Origin of the sequence: Diaphorobacter limosus, from assembly GCF_033100095.1 — a bacterium.
Taxonomy (GTDB): Bacteria; Pseudomonadota; Gammaproteobacteria; order Burkholderiales; family Burkholderiaceae_C; genus Alicycliphilus; species Alicycliphilus limosus.
In genome coordinates this window covers 1,826,996-1,853,532 of sequence record NZ_CP136921.1, presented here as the reverse complement: position 1 = coordinate 1,853,532, position 26,537 = coordinate 1,826,996, and the positions used below count along the sequence as shown (strand labels likewise).

The following is a 26,537-nucleotide window of genomic DNA, read 5'->3' as shown; positions in this document are numbered from 1 at the left end:
CAGGGGTTTGGCTTATGCTGCCACCCATGCGCCTGTTGCTTGTTGAGGACGACACCATGATCGGCGAGGCCGTGCGTGACCTGCTGCGTGCCGAGCATTACGCGGTGGACTGGGCCACGGACGGCGACATGGCCGACGCTGCCCTGGCGGCCCAGTCCTACGACCTGGTGCTGCTGGACCTGGGCCTGCCGCGCCGTGATGGCCTGGCCGTGCTGCGCTCCCTGCGCGCGCGCAAGGACCGCACGCCGGTGCTGATCGCCACGGCGCGCGACGGCGTGGCCCAGCGCGTCGAGGGACTGGACGCCGGCGCCGACGACTATGTGCTCAAGCCCTATGACCTGGACGAACTGCTGGCGCGCATACGCGCGCTCTTGCGCCGCGCCAGCGGGCGCGCCGAGCCGGTGTACGAGCACCAGGGCGTGGCGCTGAACCCCGGCACGCGCGAGGCCACGATCCAGGGCCAGCCGGTGGTGCTGTCGGCGCGCGAATGGGCGGTGCTCGAACCCCTGCTGGCGCGCCCCGGCATGGTGCTGTCGCGCCAGCAGCTCGAGGACAAGCTCTACGGCTGGGGCGACGAGGTCAGCAGCAACGCGGTCGAGGTCTACATCCACGGCCTGCGCAAGAAGCTCGGCGCCGCCCTGATTCTGAACGTGCGCGGCCTCGGCTACATGGTGCCCAAATGAACCGGCTGCGCCACCCCGCCTCGCTGCGCGTGCGGCTGCTGGTGTTCCTGCTGGCGGCCATTGCGCTGACCGCCGCCGTGCAGGGCCTGCTGGCCTACCGCAGCGCGTTGGTGGAGGCAGATGCCCTGTTTGATTACCAGATGCAGCAGACCGCCTACGCGCTGCGTGCTGGCCTGCCCCCGGATGCACGCGCCAGCGGCAACGCCTTGCCGGAGTACCAGAACGACGAGCTCATCGTCCAGGTCTGGACCAACGAGGGGCTGCGCATCTTTGAATCCGCCGTCGGCGCGGCCCTGCCGCAGAAGGCGGTGCTGGGCTTTACCGAGCTGCAGGCACGCGGCATCAGCTACCGCGTGTTTTCGCTGCAGACACGCTCGCAGGTGATACAGGTGGCACAGGACATGTCCGCGCGCCGCGCCATGGCGCGTGCTCTGGCGCTGCGCTCCTTGCTGCCGCTGGCGGTGATGGCGCCACTGCTGGCGCTGGCCGTGTGGTGGGCCGTGAGCCGCCTGCTGGCCCCCGTACAGCGCGTGCGTGGCCAGCTGGCGCAGCGCCGGCCGGACGACCTGACGCCCGTCAGCGGCGCCGGCCTGCCCAGTGAGCTGCAACCCCTGGTGCATGAATTCAACGCGCTGCTGGCGCGCGTGCAGCAGGCCTTCGACGCGCAGCAGCATTTCGTGGCCGACGCCGCCCACGAACTGCGCTCGCCCCTGGCGGCGCTGAAACTGCAGCTGCAGGGTCTGCAGCGCGCGCCCGACACGGCCACGCGCGAGCGCGCCGTGGAACGCCTGGGCAGCGGCATAGACCGTGCCACGCGCCTGGTCGAGCAGCTGCTGGCCCTGGCGCGCCAGGAGGCGCAGATAGCGGCCGGCGCGCCACCCCAGCCGGTGCCGCTGGCCGAACTGGCGCGCCAGGCCGTGCTCGATGCCACACCCGCCGCCCAGCAGCGCGGCATAGACCTGGGCCTGGCGCCGGTGCCGCCCGAGGCCGAGGGCGCCAGCGTGCCCGGCCATGCGCAGGCCCTGGCCATCCTGCTGCGCAACCTGCTGGACAACGCCATCAAGTACACGCCCCGTGGCGGCCGGGTGGACGTGGCGCTGCAGGCCGACGACGGCCATATCACGCTGCTGGTGGACGACAGCGGCCCCGGCATCGCGCCCGCTGAGCGCGCGCAGGTGCTGCAGCGCTTTCACCGCGGTGCGCAGCCCGAGGGCGCGCCGGCGTCTGGCAGCGGCCTGGGCCTGGCGATTGCCGACAGCATCGCCCGCCTGCATGGCGCGCGGCTGCAGCTGGCGGATGCGCCGCAGCTGGGCGGCCTGCGCGTCAGCCTGCGCCTGGCGCGCCACACGCCGCCACGGGAGAGTCCGCACACATGATCAGCGTGACCATGCTCTCCGGCCTGGGCCACGCCGTCTTCGTGGCTGCGGGCCTGCTGATCTACATGATGGGCACGCGCATCGGCCACCAGCACCGCCATCCCTCGGCCGCCATGGCCTGGGTGCTGGGCCTGATCACCTTCCCCTACCTGACGCTGCCGCTGTTCCTGTTCTTTGGCACGCGCAAGTTTGCCCGGCCGGCGCGCCGCGAGCGCCACCAGGTGCTGGCCATTCCCCAGGGTGGCCCGAGCTGGGCCACGCGGCTGCTGGCCGGCATGGAGTTGGCGCCCGCCGTGCACAACGAACGGGTGCAGCTGCACGCCAATGGCGACGAGGCGTTGCGCAGCCTGCTGGCCATCATGGCATCGGCGCGCCAGCGCCTCGATGTCTGCACCTACCTGTTCGCCAACGACGACACCGGCCGCCAGATTGCGCAGCAGCTCGCGGCCAGCGCGGGCCGTGGCGTCAGCGTGCGCCTGCTGGTGGACGCCATGGGCAGCATGGGCAAGGCCCCCGCCATGCTGCGCGCGCTGCAGCGGCAGGGCGTGCAGGTGCGCCGCTTCATGCCGCTGCTGCACAACCCGCTGCACGGCCGCATCAACCTGCGCAATCACCGCAAGCTGGTGCTGGCCGACGGACAGCGCCTGTGGAGTGGTGGGCGCAACCTGGCCAGCGAGTACTTTGTCGATCGCCCCGGCCAGCCCGCCTGGATAGACCTGAGCTACGAGGTGCAGGGCCTGCTGGCCGCCCAGGCCCAGGCCCAGTTCAACACCGACTGGCGCGTGGCACACGGCCTGGCGCTGCGCAAGGCGCGCCGGCCGCACGGCACGCCCGGCGTGCACCAGCAGCCCGTGGGCGGCCCGCTGGCCCAATGGCTGCCCAGCGGGCCCGACCATGCCGACGACACCGTGCATGCGCTGCTGCTGGCCGCGGCCTACCACGCCCAGCGGCGCATCGTCGCCGTCACGCCGTACTTCGTGCCCGACGACGCCCTACTGGACGCCTGGTGCCTGGCCTGCCGGCGCGGCGTGCGCGTGAGCCTGCTGGTGCCGGCGCGCTCCAACCACCGCCTGGCCGACATCGCGCGCGAGCGCGCCCTGCGCCAGCTCGCTGCCGCCGGCGCCCAGGTCTGGCTGGCACCGGCCATGGTGCATGCCAAGGCCGTGCTCATCGACGACGACCTGGCCCTGGCGGGCTCGCTGAACCTGGACGCGCGCAGCCTGTTTTTGAACTACGAGGCCATGGCCGCCTTCTATGGCGAGCAGGAGCTGCGCTGGCTCTCGCAGTGGTGCGCCCGGCTCATCGCCACGGCTCGCCCCTACCACGCGCGCCAGCCGTCCTGGGCGCGCGACATTGTCGAAGGGGTGGTGCGGTCGGTGGGTTTTCAGCTGTAGGCCGGGCCTGTCGGGCCGCCAGGGGCAGTGGGTCGGTCATGCGCTGCGCGTCTCCATCGCTCAAAGCCAGTTTTCCACTTTGAGGCCGCGAATGCGGGCGAACTCCCGGGTGTTGTTGGTGACCAGCGTCAGCCTTAGGGTGCAGGCGTGCGCGGCAATCAGCAGGTCGTTGCCGCCGATGGGCTGCCCCGCCGCTTCCAACTCGGCGCGGATGCGGCCGTAGTCGCCATCGGCAGGCAAATCCAGCGCCAGTACGGGAATCGTTTCCAGCAGCGCCTGCACCTTGGCCAGCAGACGGGGCGATCCCTTCTTGGCGCAACCATAGCGCAGCTCCGCGGCCACCACGATGCTGGTGCAAATGCCCTTGGCGCCCAGTTGCGCGATGCGCTGCGCAGCCGCCCCCGACGGGTTGCGTATCAGGTCGCTGATGATGTTGGTGTCCAGCAGGTAGCCGCTCACGGCAGGTCCTCGGGCTGAACCGGGGCATCGTCGATGGCCGGGAACTGATCCTCGGGCGCCAGCGGCGGCTCCTGGCGCCACTCGGCCAGTAGCTCCAGGATATTGGTGGGGCGCAACACCGGCTCGATGATCAGCTTGCTGCCTTCGCGGTGAATCAGCACGCGATCGCCCGGCAATTCGAACTCGACCGGAATGCGCACCGCCTGGCTGCGGTTGTTGCGAAACAGCTTGGCCTCTTTGGGCCGGGAAGACAGGATTGGAGCAGTCATGACACCTCCGTTAGCATATGCAAAATTGTATATGCCAACGGGGCTCGATCAACCGCCTTGGGTCAACCCGCTGGCAGCTTGACCACCTTCAGCCACTCTATCCCCCGGTCGTCCACGATCTTCACCGCCGCCTGCTGGTTCGCTCCGCCGGCAAAGGGCAGCGACAGCCTGCCGGTGAATTGCTGCAAAAACCCCTCATCCAGCTTGGCGCGCATGTCTTTTTTGACTTCACCCAGCCCTCGTCCTTGCCCGCCATCAGGAAGAACACCTGGCGCGGGAACAGGCCGCGCCCGTCGTAATCGGTGTCGAGCTGCCAGGCCGCAATCTTGCCCTTGCCGCGAGAGGCCGGTTCGCCCCTGGCGGTGTCGAAGCAGTCAAAGCCGTTCACCTGCCACAGCCCACCCGCAGCCCTGATGCCACAATCGCCTGGCCCGGCATGTCAGGTTCTTGATATGGAATGGGGCAAACCCTTGATTTGAATAATCCACGGTCTTGACGGCGTTGGCGCTGGACTTGCGTCAACCTGCGCGCCTTTGGGGCTTTCCTTCTGTCTGTTTCATGCTCTCTTTTGCTTCCCCAACCCGTCGGCGCCTGTTATTGCAACGCCTGGCCTGGCTGTGCGCGGCCCTGATGCTGGTGGTCGCCAGCCTGAGTGCCTTCATCCGTCAGTCCCGCTCGGAACAGGGCTGTGAACCCTGGCCACAGTGCCAGGGCATCGCCGCCGTGCAGGTCGGCGCGACGCTGCCAGAGGCTGGCGCGGGGGTGGCCATGGCGCGCATGGGTCACAGGGTGGTGGCCTCGGCGACCCTGCTGCTGGTGCTGGCGATGGTGGGGCTGGCCCTGTCTGCGGGCGTGGCAACGCGCGCCGAGGCGCGTCTGGCGCTGGGCTTGCTGGGGCTGGTGCTGTTTCTGGCACTGCTGGGCGTCCTGGCCGGGCCGTCGCGCCTGCCCGCGGTCACGCTGGGCAACCTGCTGGCGGGCTTTGCCATGTGCGCGCTCAGCGTGCGCCTGGCCTTGATGGCGGGGCATGCCGACGCAGCCCGATCAAGGCCCCTGCCATCCGCATGGCTTGCCGTGGCCACGGCCCTGGCCTGGGCGCAGGTGGCGCTTGGCGGCATGGTCAGTGCCGGCGAGGCGGGCCTGAGCTGCCCCGCCCTCGGGGCCTGCGATTGGCGTGCCGGCTCCTGGCAGGCACTCGATCCCTGGGCGCTGCCCGCCGGCGACCTGCTGCCTGGCCATGCCGCAGGCGCACTGGTACACATGCTGCACCGCTGGAGCGGCATGGCCCTGACCCTGGTGCTGCTGGTGCTGGCCTGGCAGGCATGGCGCCTGGGGCGCCGCGCAGTGGCTGCCTGGCTGGTTGCGTTGCCGTTGCTGCTGGTGGTGTTGGGGCTGGTGCAGGTCTGGCTGCGCCTGCCGCTGCCCCTGGTACTGGTGCACAACACGGCGGCCGCGCTGCTGCTGGCGCTGTTGTCTGGCGTGGGGCTGGATGGTCCCCCCGACAGGAATCGAACCTGTATCTAGCGCTTAGGAGGCGCTCGTTCTATCCATTGAACTACGGGGAGGACGGGCCGCATTGTAAGGGCGCGGCGCGGGTGTTCCGGTGGGATGTGACTGCTGCGTTTTTTATAGCTGCTTGCGCTTGTCTGTTGTGCGCTGCGGGCCGATTTCATCAAAATCAGTCATAGCGCACGGTGTAGATCAGATCCACCGCGCTTTGCATGCCCGTCTGCCCGCGCAGCTGCAGGCGCCGGGACAGGTCGTAGAAGATGTACAGCGTGCCCAGAACGCCCGAGAGGCTGCGCTCGTAGGTCACGTACAAGTCCTTGGTGAGGCGCTTGCCCAGGGTCAGGGCGGCTTCGCTGGCGTCGGCGCCGGCGCCGGCCTGCGGGCCTTTCACGCCGATCTCGTCCAGGCCCAGCTGGCGCGCGATGTCGCCGGTCAGGTCGCCGCCGCCGCGGCCCAGCAGGGCCAGGGCGGCCTGCTGCAGCACGGCGGCCTCGGCGCCGCCGGCGCTGGCGCTGCGGCCCAGCACCACCCAGGAGAGCTTTTCGGCGTCGGGCAGCGCGGGGTCGGAGTACAGCCGCACGCGCGGCGCCTGGGCCGTGCCGCTGACCTGCACGCCGGCGCGCACGCTGATGTGGGGGCGCAGCGCCAGCACGTCCAGCGCCGGGTTGTCGTAGGGGCCATTGAAGCGCAGCAGGCCGCTTTCCACGTCCAGCATCTGGCCCCAGGCGCGGTAGCGACCGGCCACGGTGCGCACCTCGCCGGTCACGCGCGGCTGGCCGCCGGTGGCGGCGCTGCTGCGAATGTCCAGCTCGCCCGCCAGGCGCGTGGTGATGCCATGGCCTTGCAGCGCAAAGTCGTCGCCCAGGTTGAGGGTGATGGCGATGTCGGGCGGCCGGGCGGCCTCCACCTTGGTGCCGGCCTGGCCTGCCTGTTTCGCCTGTTCCGCCTGCGCGGCGCGCTGCCTGTCCAGCGCCGCGGAATGCACGACCACGTCGCTGCCCAGCCGGGGCGCGCTGGAATCGGGCAGGAGGATGGTGGCACGGTCGGTCGTCAGCTTGCCGCGCAGCCTGAATTGCCCGCCCTGCAGCGTGGCCTGCACATCGCCCGAGAGGCTGAGCTGCCGGTCGGCGCGCACCAGCAGCTGCAGGGCCTGGGCCTTGGCGCGCAGGTCCATGGCCAGGCCGGCCGCACCCCAGCTGATGCTGCCGCTGGCGCTGAGCTGGCCGCCGTCCTGCGGCGCGGCCGTGCGGTTGCCGCTGTAGCCGGCGATGCGCGCGCGGCTGCCGCGCCCGCCATGCAGCAGCAGTTCAGTGATCGTGAGCCGCTCGCCCTGCAGCGTGGCGCGCAGGCGGCCATCACGCAGATCCACGCCGTCGAGCAGCGAGCGCACGCCAAACTGGTCGGCCGCGAGCTGCCCGCTCCAACGCGGCGCGGCGCGCGTGCCGGACAGGCGCGCGTCGGCGCTCAAGCTGCCGCGCACGCGCCAGCCGGGCGGCGCCAGCGTGGACCACAGGCCCAGGTCGGGCAGCTCGGCGCGCACGCTGGCGGCCAGCGGGGCGTCCTCGGGCCAGGCCCAGCCGCCCGCGCCGTGGCTCAGGCGGGTCTGGCCTTCGGCCTGCACGCGGCCGGCGCGTTCGCTGTCCCAGGCCAGCTGGGCGCGCAGCGCGTCGCCGTCGGCGCTCAGCGTGAGCTCGGCCTGGCGCAGGCCGGCGGGTGTGCCGCCCGGCGCCTGTACCGTGCTGGTTCCCTGGCCGCTGCTGTGCACCAGGGTGGGCGCGTCCAGGTCGCCGGCGAGGATGCTCAGGTCGCCGCTGGCGCGCTGCAGGCGGGCGCTGGCGCGCAGCTGGTCGCCGGCGTCCACGTCCCAGGCGGCGTTCAGCACCAGGTTGCCGGCCAGGCCCAGGCGCGTGAGGGCCGGCTGGCCATCGACGCGCCAGGCATTGACCCAGGCCAGGGGCAGGCCGGTCAGCTCGCCCTGGCTGCGCAGCCGGGACGGGCCCTGGGCGCCCTGTGCGTAGCTCAGCGGTTGCCAGTGCAGCTGTACCGCGCCAGCGGCCGGGCCTTGGATGCTGGCCTGGCCGGCGCTGGCCTGCAGCGCCAGCTGGGGCGACTGGCGCAGCTCCAGGCTCAGGGCGTTGGCCAGGCGCAGCGTCCAGGGCCCGGGCTGGCCGCTGGCGCCCGCCTGCAGCTGCAGGCTGGTGATCTGCGCCTGCCAGCGGCCGGCGCCGCTGCTGCCGGCCTGGGCCTGCAGCTGCAGCTGGGCGCGCAGCTCGGGCTGGGCGGCGTCGCTGCGCTGGCGCAGCTCGCCGTCCCACTGCAGCCGGGCCTGGGCGAGCTGGCCGCCCAGGCTGGCGCTGGTGCGCAGCAGTTCCAGCGTGAGGGGCGCGGCGCCTGCCTGCGCGGCGCGCGTGGCCTGCAGGCGTGGCGCGCTCAAGCGGGCCTGCAGCTCAAAGCCGTCTGCGGTGTTTGCGCCCTTGGCTGGCGCGCCGGCCAGCAGGCCGGCCGCCTGTAGCTGCTGCTGCAGCGTTTGCCAGCCGCCGCGCCAGTCGGCCTGCAGCTCGGCGTTGCCATGAAGGCTCCAGCCCTCGGTCACGGCGCCCAGGCCAGGCAGGGCCTGCAGCCAGCGTTGGGTACGCTGCGCGTCGGCCAGGCGCAGGCTGATCCGGCCCTGGCCGCCGTGCGGCGCAAGCTGGCCGTCGAACTGCGCCGTGGCGCCGGGCAGCTGGGCCTGCAGCCGGCCCTGCAGCGCGGGGGCGGCCGTGTGGATGCGCAGCTGCTGGCCCGTGACCTGGGCCTGCAGGGCGTTCAGCTGCAGGCGCGTCAGCTCGATCTGCTCGCCCTGCCAGCGGCCTTGCAGCGTCAGTTGCTCCAGGCGCAGCGTGGCGGTGCTCTTGGCCTGCGCGCGTTTGGCTGTGGCGCCGCGCAGGTCCGCGGCAAAGCGCACCGCGCCGTCCGGGTTGCCGTCGGCGCTGGCCTGGCCGCTCAACGGGGCGGCGTCCAGCAGGGTGTGCAGGGCGGCTGGGTTCAGCGCGCGCAGCTCGGCGCGGCCCTGCAGGGCGTGCGTGGCCGGTTGGTAGCTGCCTTGCAGGCTGACGCTGCCCTGGCCGATGTGCAGCTGGGCCTCGGGAAGCGTCCATTGTTCGCCGTCATAGCCGGCGCGCGCCTGCAGCCGGTCAAAGGGCAGGCGCTGGCGATCCCAGGGGCCGGGCTCGGCGTTCTGCAGCGCGGCGTGCAGCCGCCAGCCGTTGTCTGCGGGCTCCAGGCCGGCGCTGCCGGTGAGCCGCGTGCGCGGCGCCTGGGGCCACAGCGCGGCCAGGTCCAGCGCCTGCAGTTCGGCGGTGGCCTGCAGCAGCGGCTGGCCGGCCCAGGGCGCCAGGCTGGCCTGCAGGTCGGCGTGCAGTGGCGGGCGGCCTTCGGTGCCTGTGCCGCGCAGCTGCGCCGTGACGTTCAGGCGCCCGGCGGCGCTTGCCAGGCTGCCCTGCAGCTGTGCCCTGGCCTGCGCCTGCAGCTGCGTTGTGCTGCCGGGCAAGGCGGTGTGCACGCTGCCGTCCAGCTGGGCCGTCAGGGCCATGGGGGCGCGTGCCTGCAGCTGGGCCTGCAGCGCATAGCGGCCCTGGGCCAGGTTGAGTTGCTGCACCTCCAGCCGGTGCTGCGTGCCGTCGTAGCGGTAGTTGCCGGCCAGGCCTTCGATGGTGACGGGGCTGGCGCCGGCCCAGGTGATGCGCTCAAAGGCAAAGGGCAGCTCCACCTGCAGCGGCAGCAGCAGTTGCTGCAGCGGCTCGGGCGGTTCGCTGCTGGCCTCGCCCTGGGGTGTGAGGGTGAGCTGTGTGGCCTGAAGCTCTGAAAATTGTAGCTGCCTACGCAGCAACGGAGACAGGCGCCAGGCGATTCGTGCATCCTGCACCTCGACGGTCAGCGTGGGGCTGCTCCAGCGCAGCCAGCCGATGCGCCCGCCCGCGCGCAGTGAGCCCGTCACCTCGCGGGTTTCGAGGCTCTGCCCCTCGGGCAGGTAGTGCGTGGCGCGCGACAGCGTGCTGGCCAGCGAGCCGCTGCTGCCGGCCCACCACCACAGCGCCAGCAGCAAGGCCAGGGCCGTGGCCAGCAGCAGCTCCAGCGCCAGCAGCACCCGGTGGCTGCGGCGCGGCGGTGTGGGCTGCGGGCGTGGCGCAGCAGCTGCGGCGAAGGGGTTGGGGTGGTGGCCGGGGCTCATTGTCAAAAGGTATAGCCCAGGCGCAGGTGCAGGCGCAGCTCGTGCGACTGCAGGCCGTAGCCCAGGTCGGCCTGCAGCGGGCCCACGGGGCTGCGCCAGCGCAGGCCGGCGCCCAGGCCGACGCGGGCGCTCAGCTCTCCGGGCTTGTCGGCCACGGCGCCGGCGTCGATGAACACGGCGCTTTCAAAGTCGGTGCGGTTGCCGCGCAGCACGATGGGGCGCTGCCATTCGGCGCTGGCCACCGTCATGTAGCGGCCGCCATAGGTCTGGCCGTTGTTGATGCCGGCGCCTATGCTGCGGTAGCCATAGCCGCGCACGGTGGTGTCGCCGCCGGTCAGGAACAGCTGGGTCACGGGAATGTCGGCATCGGCGCGCGCCAGCACGGCGCCGCCCTCCACGCGCAGCGACAGGCGGCTGGCGCGGCGCACCTTGTTGCCCAGATCCACGCGCCCCAGGTCAATGAAGGACTGCCAGCGCAGCTGCGTGCGCACAAACGGGTCGCGCGCCGGCCGCAGCGTGCTGCCCAGTCCGATCTCGCCGGCCAGGCCCCAGCCGCGCGTGGGGGCGTTATTGTTGTTGAAGTAGCGCCCCGTCCAGCCGAAGTTGGCGCTGATGGCGCTGCTGGAGGCCGGCGCCCCTATGCCCTGGCTGTCGGCGGTGTCGTGCTGCAGGTAATAGCTGCGGTCGATGTGGTCGGTGTTTTGCGTGCGCCCGGCGCGCAGGCGTGTGCTGTTCACCTCGAAGCTGCCGGTGCTCTCGCGCTGCAGCTGTGCGCCGCTGAACCAGCGCCAGCCGCTGGCCGAGGGCAGGGCCGTCCAGTCGCTGGCGACGAGCCGGCGCTTGTTGTCCAGTGCCAGCTTGCTGACGGCGCGCCAGCTTAAGGCCGGCAACCGGTTGTGGCTATGGTCCATGGACAGGCGCGGGCCGCTGTCGGTGGAGATGCCGACGCCGAACACCAGTTTTTGCAGCGGCGCATCGCGCACCTGGGCGATGACGGGTGCGGCCTGTGGGTCGCCGGCGTCGCTGTCCAGCGTCAGGAACACGGCGTCGTAGTAGCCACTGGCGGCCAGGCGCTGCTGGGCGTCGAGCAGCTGGCTTTCGCGGTAGTCCTGGCCCGTGGGCAGCAGGGCGACGCGGGCCAGGCCCACGCTGTCGTAACGCTCGCCGCCGCGGATCTGCAGCGGCCCGAAGCGGTAGGCGGGGCCGCTGTCGTACTGCACCGACAGGCGCGCCTGGGCGCTGTCGGCGGCTATGTCGGCGCGGCTCTCGGCAAGGCGCGCCTGGGGGTAGCGGCGCGCCTGCAGGCTGCGCAGGCCCTGGGCCTTGGCCTCGTCCCAGGCCTGCTGGGTGAAGGGCTCGCCCTCGGGCAGGCCCCAGTTGCGCTGCAGCTGGGCCTGGCGGCGCTTGAGGTCGGGGGTGTCGGCATGGGCGATGGCGATGTCCACGCTCTCGACTTGCGTGCGTGGGCCGGGTTGTACCGCCAGGCGCACGGTTTGCGCGGGTTCATCTTTGGCCGGCGTGGGCTTGTCCTGCAGCTGCAGCGTGATCTCAGGGCTGAAGTAGCCCAGCGTGGCCAGCAGCTCGCGCGCGTTGGCGTCGGCCACCTGCAGCAGGCGCGCCAGTTCCTGGGCCTGCAGGTCGGGCAGCTGGCGAAAGCGCTGCAGCTCCAGGTGCCGGCCAAGATAGTCGCGGATGGCGTCATCCTCGGCCTGGATGTCGAGCGTGAAGGCGTCGCGCTCGGCCTGGGGTTCGGAGGGGTCGGCGCCAGGCGCGCCCTGCAGCGTGCCGCAGGCCGGCAGTACGGCCAGGGCCAGGGTCAGAAAAAGCAACGCCGGCCACCGGGCCGGCGTTGTGCGCATGTGGAACATGGGGCTATTTTGACAAAAGCCGCATGGTGTCTTCCAGGCCCTTGAGCGACAGCGGATACATCCTGCTCCCCATCAGCTGCTGGATGATGGAAATGCTTTGCCGGTACTGCCATACGCCCTGGGGCTCGGGGTTGATCCAGGCGAACTTGGGGAAGGCATGCGTCAGGCGCTGCAGCCATTCGGCGCCCGGCTCCTCGTTGTTGTATTCCACGCTGCCGCCGGGCTGCAGGATCTCGTAGGGGCTCATGGTGGCATCCCCCACGAAGATCAGTTTGTAGTCCTTGTTGTACTTGCGGATGATGTCCCAGGTCGGAAACTTCTCGGCAAAGCGGCGGCGGTTGTTCTTCCACATGAAGTCGTAGACGCAGTTGTGGAAGTAATAGAACTCCAGGTGCTTGAACTCGCTTTTCACCGCTGAAAAGAGCTCTTCCACGCGCTGGATATGCTCGTCCATGGTGCCGCCCACGTCCATCAAGAGCAGCACCTTCACGTTGTTGTGGCGCTCGGGCACCATCTTGATGTCCAGGTAGCCGGCGTTGGCGGCCGTGGCGCGAATGGTGTCGGGCAGGTCGAGCTCCAGCTCATGGCCCTCGCGCGCGAACTTGCGCAGGCGGCGCAGCGCCACCTTGATGTTGCGCGTGCCCAGCTCCTGCTGGTCGTCGTAGTCGCGGTAGGCGCGCTGCTCCCAGACCTTGACGGCGCTCTTGTTCTTGCCGGCGCCGCCTATGCGTATGCCCTGCGGGTTGTAGCCGCCATGGCCGAAGGGGCTGGTGCCGCCCGTTCCTATCCACTTGTTGCCGCCCTCGTGCCGGCCCTTTTGTTCCTCCAGGCGTTTCTTCAGCGTCTCCATCAGCTCGTCCCAGCCCATCTTCTCGATGGCGGCCTTTTGCTCGGGCGTCAGCTCGCGCTCGAGCATTTTGCGCAGCCAGTCGGCGGGGATTTCCTTGGTGAAATCGGCCAGCATCTCCACGCCCTTGAAGTAGGCCGCAAAGGCGCGGTCGAACTTGTCGAAATGCTTCTCGTCCTTGACCAGCGCGGTGCGCGCCAGGTAGTAGAAGTCGTCCAGGCTCCAGGCATCGTCGGAGTGGGGGCCGACCACGCCGGCCTGAAGCGCCTCGAGCAGGCCCATGAACTCCTTGACGGACACGGGCAGCTTGGCCGCGCGCAGGGTGTAGAAGAAGTCGATCAGCATTAAATTGGCCTCTATCGCTTACGTGGTGCGCGCATGCTGCTTCAAAAAATAGAGCAACTGCGCGCGTGCCTCGGGCCATTCACCCGCACGCATGCTGTACATCACCGTGTCGCGAATGGTGCCGTCGCGGCGCAGCGCATGGCCGCGGATCACGCCGTCTTTCCTGGCGCCCAGGCGTTCTATGGCGCGTTGCGAGGCGAAGTTGAAATTGTCCGTGCGCCACCCCACGACATGGCATTGCAGCTGCTCGAAGGCATGGCCCATCATCAAGAGCTTGGCCGTGGTGTTGACATGGCTGCGCTGCACGCTCTTGGCGTACCAGGTGTAGCCAATCTCCACGCGGCGCACGGCGGGCAATATGTCGTGGTAGCTGGTGCTGCCCAGCACGCGGCCGCTGGCCTCGTCGATCACGGCGAAGGCGAAGCGCTGGCCCTCGGCGCGGCCCTGCAGCGCGGCCTCGATATAGGTGCGCGTGTCCTGCGGCTCGGGCACGCTGGTCACGCGTATGCGCCACAGCTCGCCGTCGGCAGCGGCCTGGCGCAGACCTTCCTCGTGCGACAGCGCCAGCGGCTCCAGCAACAGGCCGCCCCGGCGCAGGGTGACGGGCTCGACAAAGCTCATGGCTGCGCCCCCTGCCTTGCCGTCATGCGCGCCGCGCGCCAGCGCCGCGCCAGGCGCAGGCCCAGCCCGCCGCCCAGACCCACCAGGGCAATGCCCAGGATGCTGGCCGAGCCATAGCCCTGGTCAAAGATGTCCATGCCCAGCAGCAGGCCCAGGCCATAGCCGGCGAGCGCGCCGCCGACGAAGCCCACGGCGTCGGACAGACCTTCCAGCAGCAAGCGTTGTGTGGCACTCATGTCGCGGCCCCGGTCAGCGGTTGCGCTGGTTCATGAAGACCAGCTTTTCGAACAGGCTCACGTCCTGTTCGTTCTTCAGCAGCGCGCCCACCAGCGGCGGCACGCTGACCTTGTTGTCCGCGCTTTGCAGGGCTTCGAGCGGGATCTCCTCGGCCACCAGCAGTTTGAGCCAGTCGATGAGCTCGCTGGTCGAGGGCTTTTTCTTCAGCCCCGGCAGGCCGCGCACGTCGTAGAAGGTCTTCATGGCCGCCGTGAGCAGCTCGCTCTTGAGCGTGGGAAAGTGCACATCGACGATCTTCTTCATCGTCTCGGCCTCGGGGAACTTGATGTAGTGGAAGAAGCAGCGGCGCAAGAAGGCGTCGGGCAGCTCTTTTTCGTTGTTCGAGGTGATGAACACCAGCGGCCGGTGCTTGGCACGCACCATCTCGCGCGTCTCGTAGCAGTAGAACTCCATGCGGTCGAGCTCGCGCAGCAGGTCGTTGGGAAACTCGATGTCGGCCTTGTCGATCTCGTCGATGAGCAGCGCCACCGGCTGCTCGGCCGTGAAGGCCTGCCACAGCACGCCCTTGACGATGTAGTTGTGGATGTCCTTGACGCGCTCGTCGCCCAGCTGCGAATCGCGCAGGCGGCTCACCGCGTCATACTCGTACAGGCCCTGTTGCGCCTTGGTGGTGCTCTTGATGTGCCACTGCAGCAGGGGCATGTTCAGCGCCTGCGCCACCTCCTCGGCCAGCATGGTCTTGCCCGTGCCGGGCTCGCCCTTGACGAGCAGCGGGCGCTGCAGTTTGATGGCGGCGTTGACGGCCAGCATCAGGTCTTGCGTGGCGACGTAGTTTTCAGAGCCTTGGAATTTCATGGGCCGGTAATAGGGAAATCGTTGATGAAAAGGCTTGACAGCCGCTGCCTATAATCGTTTGCGATAGAGATCGCGGAGACAACCAATCGTTTGATTGTGCGCGCAAAATGAAAAAACTACTGACCACCGTATTCGGCCTGTCCGTCGCTTGTGCGACCGGTTTGCTCCATGCCGAGGAGCCCAAGGGTGACGCCAAGGCCGGTGCCGGCAAGGTGGCCATGTGCATAGGCTGCCATGGCATATCGGGCTACCAGGCGAATTTTCCAGAGGTCTACAAGGTGCCCAAGATCGGCGGGCAGGACGCGAAGTACATCACCGCGGCGCTGGAGGCCTATAAAAAGGGCGAGCGCAAGTTCCCCTCCATGCGCGCCATCGCCGACAGCCTGACCGAGCAGGACATGGCAGATGTTGCCGCCTACTATTCCGGCCATGGCAGGGCGACAGAGCTGCAAGCCCAGCCCGCGCGTGAGCCCAATGCCCAGGTGGCGCAGCTGCTGCAAAAGGGCGCCTGCGTGTCCTGCCATGGCGAGAACTTCGCCAAGCCCATCGACCCCTCCTACCCCCAAATAGCCGGGCAGTACGCCGACTATCTGTACGTGGCCCTCAGGCAGTACAAGGACGGTTCGGGTGCCTACTTTGGTCGTTCCAACGCCATCATGGCGGGCATTGCCAAGCAATTCACGAATGCCGAGTTGAAGGCGCTGGCGGGCTATGTTGGCTCGCTCGACACCAACTTGCAATTCGTCCCGGAGGCGCGTTTTCGTTGACGCCGGCCGGCGCCGCAAACCAGCCCGCCACTGGCGGGCTTTTTTGTATCTGCAAGCCAGCGATGGCGACATTTACGGGTTTGTCAAATGCCGGCTTTAATCTGGCAGGGATAGTAGTGAAATCCTTGTCGATAAAGTGGTTATTTTCTATAATGACGCCCATGCGTTTTCTGGTTTCCTCTTCCTGTGTGCGAATCGCGCGGCATGCCTCGGCAGTCGCCGCGATGGCGCGCGCCATGCACAGGCAAGTCATGTTGAAACCCGCCGCGCCGGCCCCGCATCTGCAGGCCCGGCGGCTCCCCTCCTGATCAGCGTCTCGCAGACCGCCGGGCTCACCACATGGGTGTGCCGTGCAGCCTTGTGCTGGCGCCACATCCCTATCAGTCGATGACGCCCCGCCGGCGGCCCTGGCTTGGCCGCTGCCCTCCATGACCAGACAGGAGACATGCACCATGCGCCTTCAGACCCTTGTAGCCCTCACCGATTTTTCCCCCAGCGCCGAGCAGGCCGTCGCGCGCGCGGCCCTGCTGGCTGCCGAGCACAAGGCCGAGCTGCACCTGCTGCATGGCAGCGCCGGGCCTGATGTGAAGCATGTGGATCCGCAGGCGCGGCTGGAGCAGTTGGCACGCCAGCTGGCGCGCCGCCATGGCATCGTGGTCAAGGCCCTGGCCCATGGCGGTGCTGGCCTGGTGCAGCGCATCCTGCACGCGGCAGCTGGTGCCGACCTGCTGGTGCTTGGCCACTCCTTGGCGGCGGGCGTGGCGGCCATGTGGCGCGGCGACATGCTGTCGCAGGTGCTGCGCGCCAGCCCTTGTCCGGTGCTGGTGGTGCAACGGGCCACGCGCGGTGCCTATCGCCATGTGCTGGTGAAGATGGATGCCTGGCCTCAGTCCCAGGCCCTGGTGCACTTTGCGGGCGCGCTGGACGAGGCCGCAGCCGTGGAGCTGTTTCACCGCGCCCGCCTGGGCGATCGAAGCGGGCCCTGCGTGGCCGAGCTGGCGCATGGCCTGCGCGACGAGCTGCGCCGGCGCATGCACGGGCGACGCGTGCGCCTGTCCGATGTGTTCGATGCGCGGCGCAACCGCGTCGGACTGAAGCTGGGCCAGGGTGTGGACGACAAGGCGCGGCAACTGGCGGTGCAGCAGCACCGCTCGGGGGCGGATCTGGTGGCGCTGACGCAGCAGCGCCGCCGCTGGCTGGGCGACTGGCTGCAGGGCGGCATGCTGCGGCATTTGCTCGGTCACGCGGACTGCGACCTGCTGGTCTACCCGCATGACCGGCCCCAGGCCACGCCGGGCGGGCGGGCGCTTCAGTCGCGCGTGGCTCGGCGCTGGACGCAGGCGATATAGGCCTGGCCATCAGGTGAGCGGCCGGCGCGCTGGGCATCCGACAGCATTTGTCCCAGGCATTCCATGGCCGCATGGTGGGCGTCGTGCAGCGAACCCAGGCGGCGGCTGAGCAACTCAACGGCCTGGCGTATGCCGCGCGGCTGGTCGATGCTGCATTGCTCGCTGATCGACAGGTGCATGGACAGGTGCAAAAACGGATTCGTGCGCGTGGGCGTCTCGTCGTAGTTGCGCGCCACGGCGGCGTCGGCATCGGCCAGATCGGCGTGGTACTCGGGGTGCTCGGCGATCCACAGGCCGGCCAGGGTCTCTATGGCCTCCATGGGCCCGCCGGCCTGCTGCTTGGCGTGGGCGGCGCAGAAAAAGCGCCGCACATCGGCTTGGGTGGGGTTGAACATGGGCGTCAGCCTAGCACGCTGGCCCGCTATGCGCGGCGCAGGCCCACGGTGCGCGAGATGGCCTGCGCCGTGGCCAGCAGCTCGGGCAGCAGCTGCTCGCGCAGCATCTCGGTGCTGGTGCGGTTTGCCTGGCCGCTGATGTTGAGGGCCGCCACCACCTGGCCGGCGCGGTTCTTGAGCGGCGCGGCGACGGAGATCAGGCCTTCCTCCAGCTCCTGGTCGACCAGGCACCAGCCCTGCTGGCGCGCCTGGGTGATGCGCGCCAGCAGCACCTGGTCGTCCAGCGCCGTGTGGCGCGTGAAGGCCTGGCGCGGCAGGGCGGCCAGGCGTGCGTGCAGGTCTTCCTCGGGCAGGGCCGCCAGCAGCACCCGGCCCATCGACGTCCAGAAGGCCGGCAGGCGCGAGCCCACGGCCAGGTTGGTGCTCATGATCTTGTGCGTGTGTATGCGCAGCACATAGACGATGTCCAGCCCGTCGAGCACGGCGGCCGAGCAGGACTCGTGCACGCGCTCGGTCAGCGCTTCCATCATGGGTTCGGCCAGATCCCAGATGGGGGTGGAGCTGAGGTAGGCAAACCCGAGATCCAGGATGCGCGGCGTGAGGCGGAACAGGCGCCCGTCGCTCTCCAGATAGCCCAGGGTTTGCAGAGTCAGCAGGATGCGCCGGGCGCCGGCGCGTGTCAGGCCGGTGCGCGCCGCCACCTCGCTGAGCGTCTGCTGCGGCGCGCTGGCGTTGAAGGAGCGGATCACCTCCAGGCCGCGCGCAAACGACTGCACATAGCTGTCGCCAGGTTTGTGGGTAGTACTTACGGAAAGGGGGGTGTCAAGCATGGCCATTTGTCCTAGAATTCATTATACGAACAAAAGTTCGATATTCGAACATATTGTGTCGGACTCGGGCCGGCCTTTCTTTTTTCTTCACCACGGCAAGACATGATCAACAAGATTGCGGACTCGGTTGCCCAGGCGCTCTCTGGCGTCAAGGACGGCGCTACGGTACTCATAGGCGGCTTTGGCACCTCGGGCAACCCGATCGAGCTGATAGACGGCCTGATCGCCCACGGCGCGCGCGAGCTCACGGTGGTCAACAACAACGCCGGCAATGGCGATGCGGGACTGGCGGCGCTTTTGAAGAGTGGCCAGGTGCGCAAGATCATCTGCAGCTTTCCGCGCCAGGCCGACAGCTGGGTGTTTGACGAGCTCTACCGCGCCGGCAAGATCGAGCTGGAACTCGTGCCCCAGGGCAACCTGGCCGAGCGCATGCGCGCCGCTGGCGCCGGCATAGGCGCCTTCTTCTGCCCCACGGCCTATGGCACCGAGCTGGCCAAGGGCAAGGAGACGCGCGAGATCAACGGCAAGCACTATGTGCTGGAGTACCCGATCTACGGCGACGTGGCCCTGGTCAAGGCGGAGAAGGGCGACCGCTGGGGCAACCTGACCTACCGCATGTCGGCGCGCAACTTCGGCCCGGTGTGCGCCATGGCCGCCCAATTCACCGTGGCCACGGTGCATGAGATCGTGGAGCTGGGTGAGCTGGACCCCGAGGCCGTGGTCACGCCCGGCATCTTCGTCAGCCAGGTGGTCAAGGTGCCTCGCGTCGCCACCAAGGCCGGTGGTATCAAGGAATAAGACCAGTAGAGCGCAGGAGATACAAGCGTGAGCAACTATCAAAAACGAAGCAAAACCGAGCTGGCCCAGCGCGTGGCCCAGGACATTTTCGACGGCGCCTATGTGAACCTGGGCATAGGCCAGCCCACCCTGGTGGCCAACCACCTGCCGGCCGGGCGCGAGGTGGTGCTGCATTCCGAGAACGGCATCCTGGGCATGGGCCCGGCCCCGGCAGCGGGCCAGGAGGACTACGACCTGACCAACGCCGGCAAGCAGCCCGTCACGCTGCTGCCCGGTGGCAGCTTTTTTCACCATGCCGACAGCTTCGCCATGATGCGCGGCGGCCATCTGGACATCTGCGTGCTCGGCGCGTTTCAGGTGAGCAGCACGGGCGACCTGGCCAACTGGAGCACGGGCGAGCCGGGCGCCATCCCCGCCGTAGGCGGCGCCATGGACCTGGCCGTGGGCGCCAAGGCTACCTGGGTGATGATGGATTTGCTCACCAAGACCGGCGAGTGCAAGGTGGTTGAGGAGTGCAGCTACCCCCTCACCGGCCTGGCCTGCGTGAAGCGCATCTACACCGATTTATGCACGCTGGAATGCACACCCGATGGTCTGCGGCTGATCGACACCGTGCCGGGCCTGACGCATGCCGAGCTGGAAAGCATCGTCGGCCTGCCGATACGGCAATAAGCATTAAATATGGCTGTAACGCTTGCTGGATAAGCGCAAGCAGCTCTCTTTTTTAAATCACCTCACAGGAGACAACATGACCCAAGCCTTTATCTGCGACGCCATCCGCACCCCCTTCGGCCGCTACGGCGGCGCCCTTGCCGGCGTGCGCACCGACGACCTGGGGGCCATACCCATCAAGGCGCTGATGGAGCGCAACCCCGGCGTGGACTGGAAGGCGGTGAACGACGTGCTCTACGGCTGCGCCAACCAGGCCGGCGAGGACAACCGCAACGTGGCGCGCATGGCGGCCCTGCTGGCGGGCCTGCCGATCGCGGTGCCTGGCGGCACCATCAACCGCCTGTGCGGCTCGGGCCTGGACGCCGTGGGCACGGCGGCGCGCGCCATCAAGGCGGGCGAGGCACGGCTGATGATCGCCGGCGGCGTGGAGAGCATGAGCCGCGCGCCCTTCGTCATGCCCAAGGCCGAGAGCGCCTTCAGCCGCAGCAACGCCGTGTACGACACGACGATTGGCTGGCGCTTCATCAACAAGCTGATGAAGCAGCACTACGGCGTCGATTCCATGCCCGAGACGGCCGAGAACGTGGCCGACGACTTCCAGATTGAGCGCGAGGCCCAGGACCGCATGGCCCTGGCCAGCCAGCAAAAGGCCGCCGCGGCGATTGCTGCCGGCCACCTGGCGCAGGAGATCGTGCCCGTGCATATCCCGCAGAAAAAGGGCGACCCCATCATCGTCAGCCAGGACGAGCACCCGCGTGCCACCACCATGGAGGCGCTGGCCAAGCTCAAGGGCGTGGTGCGGCCTGACGGCACGGTGACGGCCGGCAACGCATCTGGCGTGAACGACGGCGCCTGCGCCCTGCTGCTGGCCAACGAAGAGGCCGCCAAGGCCTACGGCCTGACGCCGCGCGCCCGCGTGGTCGGCATGGCCGTGGCCGGCGTGGCGCCACGCATCATGGGCTTTGGCCCGGCGCCGGCCGTGCGCAAGGTGCTCGAGCTCACCGGATTGAGCCTGGCGCAGATGGACGTGATCGAGCTCAACGAGGCTTTTGCAGCCCAGGGCCTGGCCGTGCTGCGCGACCTGGATCTTGCCGACGACGACCGGCGCGTCAACCAGTGGGGCGGCGCCATCGCCCTGGGCCACCCGCTGGGTGCATCGGGCGCGCGCCTGGCGACCACCGCCGTGAGCCAGCTGCACACGCTGGGCGGCAAATACGCGCTGTGCACCATGTGCATAGGCGTGGGCCAGGGCATCGCCGTGATCCTTGAACGCGTTTGACGCCCGACCATTGCCGACAGAAAAAGGACACAGGATGACCCCGATACGCATCACCCGCCGCAGCCTGCTGGCCGGCCTGGCCGCCGCCGCCTTGCCCCTGGGCGCGCTGGCGCAGAACTACCCGGCCAAGCCGGTGACCATCGTCGTGCCGTTCGCCCCCGGCGGCACCACCGACATCCTGGCGCGGATCGTCGGCCAGGGCCTTGGCACCGAGCTGGGCCAGCCCTTCGTGGTGGACAACCGCGCCGGCGCCGGTGGCAACATCGGCGCCTCGCTGGCGGCCAAGGCGCCGGCGGACGGCTACACGCTGTTCATGGGCACGGTGGGCACGCACGCCATCAACCAGGCGCTGTACAAGAAGATGCCCTTTGACCCGGTGAAGGACTTCGCGCCCATCTCGCGCGTGGCCACGGTGCCGAATCTGCTGGTGGCCCACCCCAGCCAGCCCTACAAGACCGTCAAGGAGCTGATCGCCTACGCCAAGGCCAACCCGGGCAAGGTGACCTACGGCTCGCCGGGCAGCGGAGCCTCGCCCCATGTGTCGGGCGAGCTGTTCAAGAGCATGACCGGCACCGACCTGCTGCATGTGCCCTACAAGGGCAGCGCCCCGGCCATGACCGACCTGCTGGGTGGGCAGATCGCCATCATGTTCGACAACATGCCGTCAGCCATCCAGCATGTGCGCTCGGGCAAGCTGCGCCCCATCGCCGTGACCACGGCCAAGCGCTCGCCCGAGCTGCCTGACATACCCACCATCGCCGAGGCCGGCGTGCCCGGCTACGAGGCCATGTCCTGGTTCGGCCTGTTCGCCCCCGCGGCAACTCCGAAGCCCGTGCTGGACAGGCTCAATGCCGCCCTGGTCAAGGTGCTGAACCAGCCCGACGTGAAGAAGAAGATCGCCGAGCAGGGCGGCGACGTGGTGGCCGAGACGCCCGAGCAGTTTGCCGCCTTCATCAAGGCCGAGACGGCCAAATGGGGCAAGGTGGTGAAGGATTCGGGTGCCACGGTCGATTGATCATGTCACTATAAATATAAGAGCTTATAGCGCACGTTTAATGGGCGCTACAGCCGTTTTTCTTATGAAGATTTGCCGGGCTGCGGCTTGTCCGGCGTCAGCCCGCTGCCGGCCTCGGCCGCGGCCATGCGCTCCTGGCGCTCCTTGGCCAGCTGCTCCACCAGCTGCTGGCGCCCCTGCCTGGCGACGGCGATCATGGCCTCGCGGTCGTTGTGGTGCTCGTACATGCGCTCGGACAGGGCGATGTTGTGGGCGCGAAAGCGCTCGGCCAGGGCGTCGGCGTCGGCCTGCGACAGGCCGGTGAGCTCCAGCACCGTGCGCGCCGTGCGCAGGCTGGACTCGAACAGCTCGCGCTCCACATGCTGCACGCCCAGGTCGCGCAGCGCGTGCCAATGCGTCACGTCGCGCGCGCGGGCCACGATGTGCAGGTGCGGGAAATGCTTTTTCGCCAGCTGCACGATCTTGAGGGACTGCTCCGGCGCATCCACCGCCACCACCAGGATGCGGGCCTGCTGCGCACCCGCCATGCGCAGCAGGTTCACGCGCGTCGCGTCGCCGTAGAACACGCGGTAGCCAAAGGTGTGGGCCACCTCCAGCATCTCCACGCTGTGGTCCAGCACCGTGGCCGGCACGCCCTGGGCCAGCATCATGCGCGCCACGATCTGGCCGTAGCGCCCGAAGCCCGCAATGATCACCGGCGCGCTCTGCGGCTCGGAAATCTCCTGGGCCTGCGGCGCGCTTTGGAGCGTGGCGTGGCGCTGCAGCAGCACGCGGTCAAGCCACACCAGCAGCAACGGGCCCATCAGCATGGACAGCGCCACCGCGCCTATCAGCAGCGAGGCGTGGTCCGGCGCAATGGCGCCGAACGTGGCGCCGGACTGGAACACCACGAAGGCGAACTCGCCGCCCTGGGCCAGCAGCAGCGTGAACAGCGGGCGCTCCTGGTAGGCCATGGCGGTCACGCGTGCCAGCAGCCAGATCACCGCCGCCTTGATGGCCAGAAAGCCCAGCAGCAGGCCCAGCATGGCGAAGGGGTGGTGCGCGATCACGCCAAAGTCGATGCTCATGCCCACGGCAATGAAGAACAGGCCCAGCAGCAGGCCCTTGAAGGGCTCGATGTCGGTCTCCAGCTCGCGCCGGTACTCGCTGTCGGCCAGCAGCACGCCGGCCAGAAAGGCGCCCAGCGCCATCGACAGGCCCACGGTCAGCATCAGCATGGCAATGCCCACCACCAGGAACAGCGAGGCGGCGGTGAAGATCTCGGGCGTCTTGCTTTTTGCAATCCAGCGCAAGAGCGGCCGCAGCACCCAGCGCCCGCCAAACACGATGGCGGCCACCACGGCGATGATCTTCAGCGCCTCGGGCAGCAGGTCCAGCGGCGCATGCGGCTGCAGCGCCTCGGCCCGCGCCGCCACGCCCAATAGCGGCAGCAGGGCCAGGATGGGGATCGCCGCCACGTCCTGGAACAGCAGGATGGAGAACGCCTTCTGCCCGCTGTCGGTGCGCAGCAGGTTGCGCTCGTTCAGCACCTGCAGCGCGATCGCCGTAGATGACAGCGCCAGCCCCAGCGCCCCCACCAGTGCCACGCGCCAGGGCAGGCCCAGGGCCCAGGCGCAGCCCCACAGCAGTAGCGCGCAGCCGGCCATCTGCGCCATGCCCAGGCCGAGGATGGGCCGGCGCAGGCTCCACAGCCGGCTGGGCTGCAGCTCCAGGCCGACCAGAAACAACATCAGCACCACACCAAACTCGGCAAAGTGCAGTATGTCCTGCACATTGCTCACCAGGGCCAGGCCCCAGGGCCCTATGGCAATGCCCGCCGCCAGGTAGCCGATGATGGCGCCCAGGCCGAGCGCGCGGGCGATGGGCACGGCAATCACGGCCGCGGCCAGGTAGGTGAATCCGTAGGTGAGCCAGACGGGGGCTTGGGCCATGGTGGGGGAAGCGAAAACTGAAAGCCAAGGGCGGAATTCTGACAGTCCGGGGTGCCCTTGATTGCGCAGGCTGGCGCTCGGCCAGAGTGGCAAGTGGCGGCTGTTGGCCTCTATGCTTCAGATGTGGTTTGGCAGGGGCCGAGGGGGCTCGGTTGCGGAAGGTTGGAAATCATAGCGGGGGATGCCACGCGTTTGTGCCGTGTGGGTGAGGCTCATACGGTCGATGTCGTCGATGGACATGATCGGTGAGTACATGAGGTCGGCGGGATCCGTCGTCCGCTGCCAGCCAAACTTCATTTCGCCAACGATGCGCATCAGCATTTTCTGTATGCGCAGCCTGATGACATCCCCCGAGGCCGGATTGCCGTCCCTGGTGAAGAGCAGCCTGGCGACGGACAGCACCGAGGTGCGCGCCATGGGACTGTGCATCGAGTACTGGAACCGGAAGTTGCGGGAGCGTGAGTTGATGTCCTTGTCCGTGAGCACGATGAAATACGTTCTTGGCCCCGCGTCTGGCAGCCGCTTCGCGAAGGTGGCGCCAAGTGGCAGGTAGTCTTCGGCGGGGTACTGGTTCGTGCCAGCGAATGGCTCGGTCACACCCGAAGGCACCTGGAGCGCGGACTTGACCCACATGCCGGTGTCCTCCGTCAATGCCCGGGCGACGGTGGCCGCAACCTGCTCCGGAATTCCATCGGTGGGAATGACGTACAGCACTACGCTATCCACCGGGCTTGAGGGAACCAGGCGTTCCGGCTGGGCATGAGCCAGGGGTGACAGCAGCAGCGAGAGCACAATGATTCGGCGGTTCATGGGATACCTCGCGAATGAGAGGGGGGCAACGGCGTCTCGGGCGCGCCGCGTATCGGTGGTCAACGGCGACCGGGCACCATCATGCAGCATCAAGGCCAAGCCCGCGGCCAGCAGCTGCGCGGCCGATAAAATGCGTTCTCCCTTGCAACACTTTTCCCAGCACGACGTGATATGGACTGGCACACCTGGATGGCTTTTTTTGCGGCGTCGTGGGTGATCGCCATTTCGCCGGGCTCGGGTGCCGTGCTGTCCATGAGCCATGGTCTGTCTTACGGCGTGCGCAAGACGGGCGCCACCATCCTGGGGCTGGAGCTGGGCCTGCTGTTCATCCTCATCGTCGCGGGCGCCGGGGTGGGTTCGCTGTTGATTGCCTCCGAGCTGGCCTTCACCGTGGTCAAGGTGCTGGGCGCCTGCTACCTCATCTACCTGGGTTTCAGCCAGTGGCGCGCGGGCTCGGCCGGTACGCTGGGCGGCGACCTGCTGGCCGCGCCGGCCAGCTGGCGCCGGCGTGTGCTGACCGGTGCGCTGACCAATGCCACCAACCCCAAGGGCATTTTGTTCATGGTGGCGGTGCTGCCGCAGTTCATGAGTGAAGCGCGCCCGCTCTGGAGCCAGCTGCTAGTGATGGCCCTGACCCTGGTGTCGGTGGATCTGATCGTGATGAACGGCTATGCCGCCAGCGCCAGCGTGCTGCGCCGCTGGATGCAGAACGCCAGCGCCATGCGTGCGCAAAACCGCGTGTTTGGCGGCCTGTTGATGCTGGTGGGCGCCGGGCTGTTCTTCGTCAAGCGTGGTACGCAGCACCAGTAATGCTTCTAAATTAATAGCTATATGCGTTTTATGGATGGGCGCTAGAGGCTTGTTTTATTCAAACCAGAGAGGGATTTCAGATGCCAGTCATTGCTGTAGCCAGTCCCAAGGGAGGCGTGGGCAAGTCCACGCTGTCCACCAACATCGCGGGTTACTTTGCCAGCCGCGGCCATACGGTGGTGCTGGGCGATGCCGATCGCCAGCAGTCCGCGCGCCTGTGGCTGCAGCAGCGCCCGGCCACGGCTCGGCCCATTGGGGCCTGGGAGGTGGATGCCGACTGGATCAGCGCTCCGCCGAAGCAGGCCACCCATGCCGTGTTGGACACGCCGGCCGGCCTGGGCGGCTGGCGCCTGAAGGACGCGCTGAAGCTGGCCGACCGCATTATCGTGCCGCTGCAGCCCAGCCTGTTCGACATCTACGCCACCGGCCAGTACCTGGACGAGCTGGCGGCCCAGCGCCCCGGCGGGCTGGAGCGCGTGGCCATCGTCGGCATGCGCGTCGATCCGCGCACCATCGTCGCCGAAAAGCTGCGCAACTTTGTGGACAGCCTGGGCCTGCCGGTGCTGGGCTATCTGCGTAACACGCAAAACTATGTGCAGCTGGCGGCCCAGGGGCAGTCGGTGTTCGACGTGGCCGGCACGCGCGTGGCGCGCGATGTCGAGCAGTGGCAGGGCATTTGCGACTGGCTGGACGCTGTTTGATTTCTTAAGCCTGCGGCGCTAGAAAGCTGTTCTGCCGCCAGGCCTCGAACACCGTCACCGCCACTGCGTTGGACAGATTCAGGCTGCGCTGCCCGGCCAGCATGGGCAGGCGCAGGCGTTGCGCGGGCGCAAAGCTCTCGCGCAACTCGGGCGGCAGGCCGCGCGATTCGGCGCCAAACAAGAACCAGTCGCCGGGCAGAAAGCCCGTGTCGTGCACCAGGCGCGTGCCATGGGTGGTCAGGGCGAACATGCGCGCCGGGTCGGGCTGCATCTCGCGCAGCAGCGCCGTCCAGCCCTTGTGCAGGCGCAGCTTGGCGTATTCGTGATAGTCCAGGCCGGCGCGGCGCATGAGCCGATCTTCCATCGAAAACCCCAGCGGCTCCACCAGGTGCAGCGTGCAGCCGGTATTGGCCGCCAGGCGGATCACGTTGCCCGTGTTGGGCGGGATTTCGGGCTCGACGAGGACGATGTGAAACATGGCGCTATTGTCACCGCCAGCCGCTGTCG

The 26,537-nt window shown here is 68.6% G+C and carries 26 protein-coding genes and 1 tRNA gene; 12 read left to right on the top strand and 15 right to left on the bottom strand.

Annotation, left to right across the window (positions count from 1 at the left end; translation table 11 throughout):
• The first annotated feature begins 26 nt into the window (after positions 1–26).
• Genes P4826_RS08960 through P4826_RS08950 form a run of 3 tightly spaced genes read left to right on the top strand, consistent with a single transcriptional unit; the run spans position 27 to position 3,453 of the window.
• Positions 27–683 carry a response regulator transcription factor gene (locus P4826_RS08960; protein ID WP_317703494.1) on the top strand — a complete coding sequence of 219 codons (657 nt, stop codon included), beginning with the start codon at positions 27–29 and terminating at the stop codon, positions 681–683.
• On the top strand, positions 680–2,059 hold the full coding sequence (locus P4826_RS08955; RefSeq protein WP_317703493.1) for an ATP-binding protein: 1,380 nt from the start codon (positions 680–682) through the stop codon (positions 2,057–2,059). Before P4826_RS08960 ends, P4826_RS08955 begins: the two co-directional genes overlap by 4 nt.
• Positions 2,056–3,453 (top strand): phospholipase D-like domain-containing protein, encoded by a 1,398-nt coding sequence (locus tag P4826_RS08950; protein WP_317703492.1) that lies wholly within the window; start codon positions 2,056–2,058, stop codon positions 3,451–3,453. Before P4826_RS08955 ends, P4826_RS08950 begins: the two co-directional genes overlap by 4 nt.
• 60 nt (positions 3,454–3,513) lie before the next feature.
• On the opposite strand, the gene P4826_RS08945 is transcribed toward P4826_RS08950, so the two are convergent.
• From P4826_RS08945 to P4826_RS08935, 3 genes are all read right to left on the bottom strand, one after another.
• The gene (locus P4826_RS08945) at positions 3,514–3,912 is read right to left on the bottom strand and encodes a type II toxin-antitoxin system VapC family toxin (RefSeq protein WP_317703491.1); all 399 of its coding nucleotides are present in this window, start codon (positions 3,910–3,912) and stop codon (positions 3,514–3,516) included.
• Positions 3,909–4,181: an antitoxin gene (locus P4826_RS08940; protein ID WP_317703490.1), complete on the bottom strand. Its 273-nt coding sequence runs from the start codon at positions 4,179–4,181 to the stop codon at positions 3,909–3,911. Before P4826_RS08940 ends, P4826_RS08945 begins: the two co-directional genes overlap by 4 nt.
• Positions 4,182–4,243: 62 nt before the next feature.
• A complete protein-coding gene (locus tag P4826_RS08935) occupies positions 4,244–4,396 on the bottom strand; it encodes a hypothetical protein (RefSeq protein WP_317703489.1) in 153 nt (50 codons plus the stop codon).
• A 343-nt stretch (positions 4,397–4,739) separates the two neighbouring features.
• Here P4826_RS08935 and P4826_RS08930 point away from each other — a divergent pair, with 343 nt between their 5' ends.
• Positions 4,740–5,705: a COX15/CtaA family protein gene (locus P4826_RS08930; RefSeq protein ID WP_317703488.1), complete on the top strand. Its 966-nt coding sequence runs from the start codon at positions 4,740–4,742 to the stop codon at positions 5,703–5,705.
• Here P4826_RS08930 and P4826_RS08925 read toward each other — a convergent pair.
• From P4826_RS08925 to P4826_RS08895, 7 genes are all read right to left on the bottom strand, one after another.
• Positions 5,672–5,746: transfer RNA gene (locus P4826_RS08925), tRNA-Arg, on the bottom strand. The genes P4826_RS08930 and P4826_RS08925 overlap by 34 nt on opposite strands.
• Before the next feature lie 113 nt (positions 5,747–5,859).
• A complete protein-coding gene (locus P4826_RS08920; protein WP_317703487.1) occupies positions 5,860–9,900 on the bottom strand; it encodes a translocation/assembly module TamB domain-containing protein in 4,041 nt (1,346 codons plus the stop codon).
• Between the two features lie 2 nt (positions 9,901–9,902).
• Positions 9,903–11,768: an autotransporter assembly complex protein TamA gene (locus P4826_RS08915; protein WP_317703486.1), complete on the bottom strand. Its 1,866-nt coding sequence runs from the start codon at positions 11,766–11,768 to the stop codon at positions 9,903–9,905.
• Between the two features lie 4 nt (positions 11,769–11,772).
• Positions 11,773–12,960: a vWA domain-containing protein gene (locus P4826_RS08910; protein WP_317703485.1), complete on the bottom strand. Its 1,188-nt coding sequence runs from the start codon at positions 12,958–12,960 to the stop codon at positions 11,773–11,775.
• Between the two features lie 18 nt (positions 12,961–12,978).
• Positions 12,979–13,581 (bottom strand): GNAT family N-acetyltransferase, encoded by a 603-nt coding sequence (locus P4826_RS08905; protein WP_317703484.1) that lies wholly within the window; start codon positions 13,579–13,581, stop codon positions 12,979–12,981.
• Positions 13,578–13,817: a hypothetical protein gene (locus tag P4826_RS08900; protein ID WP_317703483.1), complete on the bottom strand. Its 240-nt coding sequence runs from the start codon at positions 13,815–13,817 to the stop codon at positions 13,578–13,580. The genes P4826_RS08905 and P4826_RS08900 overlap by 4 nt, the downstream gene beginning before the upstream one ends.
• Before the next feature lie 13 nt (positions 13,818–13,830).
• The gene (locus P4826_RS08895) at positions 13,831–14,673 is read right to left on the bottom strand and encodes an AAA family ATPase (protein ID WP_317703482.1); all 843 of its coding nucleotides are present in this window, start codon (positions 14,671–14,673) and stop codon (positions 13,831–13,833) included.
• Positions 14,674–14,780: 107 nt separating this feature from the next.
• Between P4826_RS08895 and P4826_RS08890 the strand changes: the two genes are divergently transcribed.
• Both P4826_RS08890 and P4826_RS08885 read left to right on the top strand, forming a co-directional pair.
• Entirely contained in the window at positions 14,781–15,440 is a 660-nt protein-coding gene (locus P4826_RS08890) for a c-type cytochrome (protein WP_317703481.1), read from the top strand.
• A gap of 452 nt (positions 15,441–15,892) precedes the next feature.
• Positions 15,893–16,789: a universal stress protein gene (locus tag P4826_RS08885; RefSeq protein ID WP_317703480.1), complete on the top strand. Its 897-nt coding sequence runs from the start codon at positions 15,893–15,895 to the stop codon at positions 16,787–16,789.
• Here the strand turns inward: P4826_RS08885 and P4826_RS08880 are convergent.
• Both P4826_RS08880 and P4826_RS08875 read right to left on the bottom strand, forming a co-directional pair.
• Positions 16,750–17,184, bottom strand: coding sequence for a DUF1841 family protein (locus P4826_RS08880; RefSeq protein ID WP_317703479.1), 435 nt, complete (start codon positions 17,182–17,184; stop codon positions 16,750–16,752). The genes P4826_RS08885 and P4826_RS08880 overlap by 40 nt on opposite strands.
• 26 nt (positions 17,185–17,210) lie before the next feature.
• Positions 17,211–18,014 (bottom strand): IclR family transcriptional regulator domain-containing protein, encoded by an 804-nt coding sequence (locus P4826_RS08875; RefSeq protein WP_317703478.1) that lies wholly within the window; start codon positions 18,012–18,014, stop codon positions 17,211–17,213.
• 102 nt (positions 18,015–18,116) lie between these two features.
• Between P4826_RS08875 and P4826_RS08870 the strand changes: the two genes are divergently transcribed.
• The 4 genes from P4826_RS08870 (at position 18,117) to P4826_RS08855 (ending at position 21,778) form a co-directional block, all read left to right on the top strand.
• Positions 18,117–18,812: a 3-oxoacid CoA-transferase subunit A gene (locus tag P4826_RS08870; RefSeq protein ID WP_317703477.1), complete on the top strand. Its 696-nt coding sequence runs from the start codon at positions 18,117–18,119 to the stop codon at positions 18,810–18,812.
• A gap of 27 nt (positions 18,813–18,839) precedes the next feature.
• Positions 18,840–19,484 (top strand): 3-oxoacid CoA-transferase subunit B, encoded by a 645-nt coding sequence (locus tag P4826_RS08865; RefSeq protein WP_317703476.1) that lies wholly within the window; start codon positions 18,840–18,842, stop codon positions 19,482–19,484.
• Between the two features lie 76 nt (positions 19,485–19,560).
• Entirely contained in the window at positions 19,561–20,763 is a 1,203-nt protein-coding gene (gene pcaF / locus P4826_RS08860; protein ID WP_317703475.1) for a 3-oxoadipyl-CoA thiolase, read from the top strand.
• 34 nt (positions 20,764–20,797) lie between these two features.
• Positions 20,798–21,778 carry a Bug family tripartite tricarboxylate transporter substrate binding protein gene (locus P4826_RS08855; protein ID WP_317703474.1) on the top strand — a complete coding sequence of 327 codons (981 nt, stop codon included), beginning with the start codon at positions 20,798–20,800 and terminating at the stop codon, positions 21,776–21,778.
• A gap of 62 nt (positions 21,779–21,840) precedes the next feature.
• Here P4826_RS08855 and kefC read toward each other — a convergent pair whose 3' ends face one another.
• Together kefC and P4826_RS08845 are read right to left on the bottom strand one after the other, a co-directional pair.
• Positions 21,841–23,709 carry a glutathione-regulated potassium-efflux system protein KefC gene (gene kefC / locus P4826_RS08850; protein ID WP_317703473.1) on the bottom strand — a complete coding sequence of 623 codons (1,869 nt, stop codon included), beginning with the start codon at positions 23,707–23,709 and terminating at the stop codon, positions 21,841–21,843.
• Between the two features lie 117 nt (positions 23,710–23,826).
• A complete protein-coding gene (locus P4826_RS08845; protein WP_317703472.1) occupies positions 23,827–24,519 on the bottom strand; it encodes a hypothetical protein in 693 nt (230 codons plus the stop codon).
• Between the two features lie 171 nt (positions 24,520–24,690).
• On the opposite strand from P4826_RS08845, the gene P4826_RS08840 reads away from it, so the two are divergent.
• Together P4826_RS08840 and P4826_RS08835 are read left to right on the top strand one after the other, a co-directional pair.
• On the top strand, positions 24,691–25,329 hold the full coding sequence (locus P4826_RS08840; RefSeq protein ID WP_317703471.1) for a LysE family transporter: 639 nt from the start codon (positions 24,691–24,693) through the stop codon (positions 25,327–25,329).
• Positions 25,330–25,409: 80 nt separating this feature from the next.
• The gene (locus P4826_RS08835) at positions 25,410–26,030 is read left to right on the top strand and encodes a ParA family protein (RefSeq protein ID WP_317703470.1); all 621 of its coding nucleotides are present in this window, start codon (positions 25,410–25,412) and stop codon (positions 26,028–26,030) included.
• A gap of 4 nt (positions 26,031–26,034) precedes the next feature.
• Here the strand turns inward: P4826_RS08835 and P4826_RS08830 are convergent, their stop codons facing one another.
• Positions 26,035–26,508, bottom strand: a complete 474-nt coding sequence (locus P4826_RS08830; protein WP_317703469.1) for a tRNA (cytidine(34)-2'-O)-methyltransferase — start codon at positions 26,506–26,508, stop codon at positions 26,035–26,037.
• Positions 26,509–26,537 lie beyond the last annotated feature (29 nt).

Excerpts from the sequence above, each read along its gene's own strand:
- P4826_RS08870 (WP_317703477.1), top strand. The coding sequence starts at position 18,117 with ATGATCAACAAGATTGCGGACTCGGTTGCCCAGGCGCTCTCTGGCGTC.
- P4826_RS08960 (WP_317703494.1), top strand. The coding sequence starts at position 27 with ATGCGCCTGTTGCTTGTTGAGGACGACACCATGATCGGCGAGGCCGTG.
- P4826_RS08910 (WP_317703485.1), bottom strand. The coding sequence starts at position 12,960 with ATGCTGATCGACTTCTTCTACACCCTGCGCGCGGCCAAGCTGCCCGTG.
- P4826_RS08835 (WP_317703470.1), top strand. The coding sequence starts at position 25,410 with ATGCCAGTCATTGCTGTAGCCAGTCCCAAGGGAGGCGTGGGCAAGTCC.
- P4826_RS08880 (WP_317703479.1), bottom strand. The coding sequence starts at position 17,184 with ATGTTCAACCCCACCCAAGCCGATGTGCGGCGCTTTTTCTGCGCCGCC.
- P4826_RS08895 (WP_317703482.1), bottom strand. The coding sequence starts at position 14,673 with ATGAAATTCCAAGGCTCTGAAAACTACGTCGCCACGCAAGACCTGATG.
- P4826_RS08915 (WP_317703486.1), bottom strand. The coding sequence starts at position 11,768 with ATGTTCCACATGCGCACAACGCCGGCCCGGTGGCCGGCGTTGCTTTTT.
- kefC (WP_317703473.1), bottom strand. The coding sequence starts at position 23,709 with ATGGCCCAAGCCCCCGTCTGGCTCACCTACGGATTCACCTACCTGGCC.
- P4826_RS08855 (WP_317703474.1), top strand. The coding sequence starts at position 20,798 with ATGACCCCGATACGCATCACCCGCCGCAGCCTGCTGGCCGGCCTGGCC.
- P4826_RS08955 (WP_317703493.1), top strand. The coding sequence starts at position 680 with ATGAACCGGCTGCGCCACCCCGCCTCGCTGCGCGTGCGGCTGCTGGTG.
- pcaF (WP_317703475.1), top strand. The coding sequence starts at position 19,561 with ATGACCCAAGCCTTTATCTGCGACGCCATCCGCACCCCCTTCGGCCGC.
- P4826_RS08890 (WP_317703481.1), top strand. The coding sequence starts at position 14,781 with ATGAAAAAACTACTGACCACCGTATTCGGCCTGTCCGTCGCTTGTGCG.
- P4826_RS08875 (WP_317703478.1), bottom strand. The coding sequence starts at position 18,014 with ATGCTTGACACCCCCCTTTCCGTAAGTACTACCCACAAACCTGGCGAC.
- P4826_RS08930 (WP_317703488.1), top strand. The coding sequence starts at position 4,740 with ATGCTCTCTTTTGCTTCCCCAACCCGTCGGCGCCTGTTATTGCAACGC.
- P4826_RS08900 (WP_317703483.1), bottom strand. The coding sequence starts at position 13,817 with ATGAGTGCCACACAACGCTTGCTGCTGGAAGGTCTGTCCGACGCCGTG.
- P4826_RS08920 (WP_317703487.1), bottom strand. The coding sequence starts at position 9,900 with ATGAGCCCCGGCCACCACCCCAACCCCTTCGCCGCAGCTGCTGCGCCA.
- P4826_RS08940 (WP_317703490.1), bottom strand. The coding sequence starts at position 4,181 with ATGACTGCTCCAATCCTGTCTTCCCGGCCCAAAGAGGCCAAGCTGTTT.
- P4826_RS08830 (WP_317703469.1), bottom strand. The coding sequence starts at position 26,508 with ATGTTTCACATCGTCCTCGTCGAGCCCGAAATCCCGCCCAACACGGGC.
- P4826_RS08905 (WP_317703484.1), bottom strand. The coding sequence starts at position 13,581 with ATGAGCTTTGTCGAGCCCGTCACCCTGCGCCGGGGCGGCCTGTTGCTG.
- P4826_RS08845 (WP_317703472.1), bottom strand. The coding sequence starts at position 24,519 with ATGAACCGCCGAATCATTGTGCTCTCGCTGCTGCTGTCACCCCTGGCT.
- P4826_RS08950 (WP_317703492.1), top strand. The coding sequence starts at position 2,056 with ATGATCAGCGTGACCATGCTCTCCGGCCTGGGCCACGCCGTCTTCGTG.
- P4826_RS08885 (WP_317703480.1), top strand. The coding sequence starts at position 15,893 with ATGCGCCTTCAGACCCTTGTAGCCCTCACCGATTTTTCCCCCAGCGCC.
- P4826_RS08935 (WP_317703489.1), bottom strand. The coding sequence starts at position 4,396 with ATGCGCGCCAAGCTGGATGAGGGGTTTTTGCAGCAATTCACCGGCAGG.
- P4826_RS08840 (WP_317703471.1), top strand. The coding sequence starts at position 24,691 with ATGGACTGGCACACCTGGATGGCTTTTTTTGCGGCGTCGTGGGTGATC.